Below are 3,734 nucleotides of genomic sequence, written 5' to 3'. Positions count from 1 at the left end.
CAATAAAGCGACGCGAGCAGCGCGGACAATCGGCGCTTTCGTGGCTTGTCCGGAGTTTGCGCGATGAACCGGGCAACGGACTTCAACGACATGGCGCAGATGCAAGGCGCTGAGGCCGTCAGACACGCCATAGCTGCGGCGAAAGCCGGTAGACGATGAGAACATAGGCCGCGCGGCTATGGATGCGCCAACGGGCGCTAGTGCGTCCGCGCAACCGGGTTCGATGTTCAGCGTTTCCGAGCATGGAGTTTTCTATAAAACCAAGGATGACGAGCTGCAATGGATATGCTCGCATCTGAAAATCGCGGCGCTGGTACGCGACAAAGGCTCAGAGAATTGGGGACGCTTGCTCGAATTCAAAGACGCCGACGGCACGGTGCACCGCTGGGCAATGCCGATGGAAATGTTAAGCGGCGGCGGCGAATTATTGCGCGCCGAACTGCTGCGCCTGGGTTTACAGATTGCGTCAGGCGCGGCAGCAAGGAACCGGCTTGCCGAGTACATAACGACGATCAAAACGACAAAGCGCGCGCGCTGCGTTAACCGTACCGGATGGTATGGCGGCGCATTCGTTTTGCCTGAGCGCACTATCGGCGGCGCATCCGAGCAAGTCATTTATCAAGCCGAGAGTTCCGCCAGGGATTACCGGCAAGCCGGAACGCTTGAACAATGGCGCGCGGAAGTCGCAGCGTTGTGCGCTGGTAACTCGCGCCTTGTGCTATCGGTTTCGGTCGCATTCGCGGCCATGCTGCTGAACGCATCGGGCGCGGAATCGGGCGGGCTAAATCTAGTCGGCGAATCGAGTACTGGCAAAACCACGGCGCTGAAAGTCGCAGCGTCAGTCTACGGCGCACCGGATTACGCGAAGCGCTGGCGGGCGACTACCAACGGCCTTGAGGGATTGGCGGCGCTGCATTCCGATACCTTGCTGATTCTCGACGAACTCGCGCAATGCGACCCGCGAGAAGCGGGTGAAAACGCTTACATGCTCGCCAATGGCGGCGGCAAGACACGAGCCGGACGCACCGGCGCTGCGAGAAAGTGCAGCGATTGGCGCTTGCTGTTTTTATCCAACGGGGAAATCGGCCTTGCCCAACATATGCGCGACGGCGGCAAGAAAGCCAAAGCCGGTCAGGAAATCCGCTTGCTTGATATACCGGCAGATGCGGGCGCAGGCTTGGGTTTGTTCAACAAGCTTCACGATCACGTTTCGGGCGCGGCGCTTTCCAAGGCGCTGATCGAAGGGGCGGCGCAGTACTACGGAACGGCGGCAATTGCCTTTCTCGAAATCCGTTACGGAAGCTGAGAACCTAGCCGCCCTGCCGGACACCATCAAACAATTAACCGCGCAGTTCGTCGCTGACAATCTGCCGGCAGATGCGAGCGGACAAGCGCACCGGGTGTGCGCACGCTTCGCGCTGATCGCGGCGGCGGGCGAACTTGCAACCTATTACGGCATTACCGGCTGGCAGCCGGGCGAAGCTGAACGGGCGGCGGTCACTTGCTTCAAGGCTTGGCTTGAACAGCGCGGCGGCGCTGGCAATCAGGAACGAGCGGCGATACTCGGAAGCGTCAAGGCGTTCTTTGAGACGCATGGCGATGCGCGGTTTACTGACTTCAGTGCGCCGGATAATTCGAGAACGATTAACCGCGCTGGTTTCAGAAAAACGGACAACGGCGCGATGCGCTTTTATGTGCTGCCAGAGTCTTTCAAGAATGAGGTTTGCGCCGGGTTCGATATGCGGACTGTGGCGCGCGTCTTGATCGAAGCAGGATGGCTCGAACCGGATAGCGAAGGGAAATCATCAGTACGGGAATGCTTGCCGGACATTGGGCGCACGCGTTGCTATAAATTCACTTCTGCTATGTGGGACGCCTGATGGACTTGAGCATTCTACGGAAACATCAAAAAACCGGTGTCCGGGGTGTCCCTTGTTCCCGCAGCCTGAAACGCCAATAGATACAAAGGCTTACGAGCATGAGGCAACGGGACACGAAGAAAAAGCCAGCGTGTCCCGCGTGTCCCATGAAGGCGGGCGGGACACAAACGGGACACATGGGACACAACGGCAAAATGAACGAGTCCCAGAGTCTGTCCCCATAAATGCTAATGGCGTCATAGAGTTAGACACTAGGGGACACGTGGGACACGTGGGACACGTCAAAAACGATGTAAATGAATTTGCGCTTGAATCCATCAATGAGAAAACCAGTACCCGCGCACACGCGAGCCTTGAATCCATCAACGAGGACTACGGCGGCCTATCCCGCGACGATGCGGAAGCCGCGCGCGAGCCGCAACCAGTCAATGCCGGCGACACGGCATAAGGCTTATGGCTCCCTGCCCTGAGACGCAAGCATTCGCCATAAAAATTCCCGTCAGCGCGGGAATTTTTAGGGAACGGCAACGCTACGTGGCGCGGTAACTGTCGCGCAGCGCTTTAACGTTGTCGTGATTTTGCATGACGCCTTCATACTGACGCTGGACGATTATGCGAAGATCGCTTGGCAAATCCGTTTCGAGCGCCTCCTTGTACGCTTTTTTGGCGACGTCTTCGCCGCGCTCGGCTTCATTTAGAATCGCCTTGTCGTCTTTGCCGGTGATGCTCGCCTTGAGGTTGACCCAGCCGCGATGCACCGCGCCAGACACGCTGCCCTTGGTATCTGCGTCGCCACCGAGGCGTCCAACTTGCGACTGCAATTCGCGCGCACCTTCGGCGCAACGCCGCGCGCCATCGTTGAATACACTTTTAAGTTTGCTATCCTTTGCATTTTCAGCGCAGGTCTTATATCCCTGTTCGCCGTCTTTGCAGGTTTCAATTAGATTGTTCAGTGTAGAGACGACTTTGTCGTTATCCATATTATTCTCCTAAGGTTAGGCACGATAAGTACGTGAAAGTAGCGCAAAGGGGCAGCTAGTTTTGCCCCTTTCGTTTCTGCCACGAGTGTTCATTCGCCAAGCAAGCCCATCTTTCCTTTGAGCTGCATGGTGCGTTGCTCGAGCTGCTTGCCAATCGCACCTAGATCGAGCTTCGCCTTTTTGACTTTCGGGAACATCTCGTCCTGCTCTTCCTTGATATGGTGATTCGTGTATTCCCCGAGCACCGTGAATTTGGCGTCATACAGATCATCGCCGGGCGTCATGCCTTCTAGTTGCGTGATCAAGTCTTCGACGCTGGCGTGCTCGACCTCCGCCTCGTCGAGCAGATCGTCGCCATCCCTAAGCGCCTCACGAGCCGCCGGATAGAAGATCTCTTCCTCGATTTGGGCGTGAATCTTCAAGTTCGCACAGCACTCCTTCACAAGCGCGGCTTTTTCCGCTTCATCTCCTTCCTTCAGCTTCTCGAAATCCTTGAACATTTTTTGTACTTCCTTGTGCTGCTGAATCAATACTTCGATCGCGTCCTTGCTTTTGGACGCGCTCTCTTTCTTCGCAACCATGACGTTCTCCTGATATGGATTGTGATATCGGACGGAGCAACGCAAACCACGTGCCACTGGTATCTCCTTATCATCGACCGGCGATTGAGCGGATCCGTAATAGAGTAGCAATGGTTTCCGCAAGCGCTTTATTCATTGTGTACGGCTGGGGACCGCAGGAGAGGTCGTGCGGCTTAGTAAGATTTACATCAGCGTCGGGCATTTTTGTAATTTCGAGAAGTGGAAACGCGCGACTATGTTCGCCGCATTCCCGAATATCCACCTTAGGGACGGGCAAAGCACAGCAGATCGGC

5 protein-coding genes are annotated in these 3,734 nt (G+C 56.3%); 3 read left to right on the top strand and 2 right to left on the bottom strand.

What is annotated here, in order from left to right; all coding sequences use genetic code 11:
- Positions 1-223 precede the first annotated feature (223 nt).
- The 3 genes from H0V78_05705 (at position 224) to H0V78_05695 (ending at position 2,328) form a co-directional block, all read left to right on the top strand.
- A complete protein-coding gene (locus tag H0V78_05705; GenBank protein ID MBA2351284.1) occupies positions 224-1,306 on the top strand; it encodes a DUF927 domain-containing protein in 1,083 nt (360 codons plus the stop codon).
- Positions 1,275-1,880: a hypothetical protein gene (locus H0V78_05700; GenBank protein MBA2351283.1), complete on the top strand. Its 606-nt coding sequence runs from the start codon at positions 1,275-1,277 to the stop codon at positions 1,878-1,880. The genes H0V78_05705 and H0V78_05700 overlap by 32 nt, the downstream gene beginning before the upstream one ends.
- Positions 1,881-2,151: 271 nt before the next feature.
- Positions 2,152-2,328 (top strand): hypothetical protein, encoded by a 177-nt coding sequence (locus tag H0V78_05695; GenBank protein ID MBA2351282.1) that lies wholly within the window; start codon positions 2,152-2,154, stop codon positions 2,326-2,328.
- An 82-nt stretch (positions 2,329-2,410) separates the two neighbouring features.
- On the opposite strand, the gene H0V78_05690 is transcribed toward H0V78_05695, so the two are convergent.
- Both H0V78_05690 and H0V78_05685 read right to left on the bottom strand, forming a co-directional pair.
- On the bottom strand, positions 2,411-2,860 hold the full coding sequence (locus tag H0V78_05690) for a PA2169 family four-helix-bundle protein (GenBank protein MBA2351281.1): 450 nt from the start codon (positions 2,858-2,860) through the stop codon (positions 2,411-2,413).
- Between the two features lie 89 nt (positions 2,861-2,949).
- Entirely contained in the window at positions 2,950-3,441 is a 492-nt protein-coding gene (locus H0V78_05685; GenBank protein ID MBA2351280.1) for a hemerythrin domain-containing protein, read from the bottom strand.
- Between the last annotated feature and the right edge of the window lie 293 nt (positions 3,442-3,734).

This window comes from Burkholderiales bacterium (assembly GCA_013695435.1).
GTDB lineage: Bacteria > Pseudomonadota > Gammaproteobacteria > Burkholderiales > JACMKV01 > JACMKV01.
This window is presented reverse-complemented; position numbering and strand designations above follow the sequence as displayed.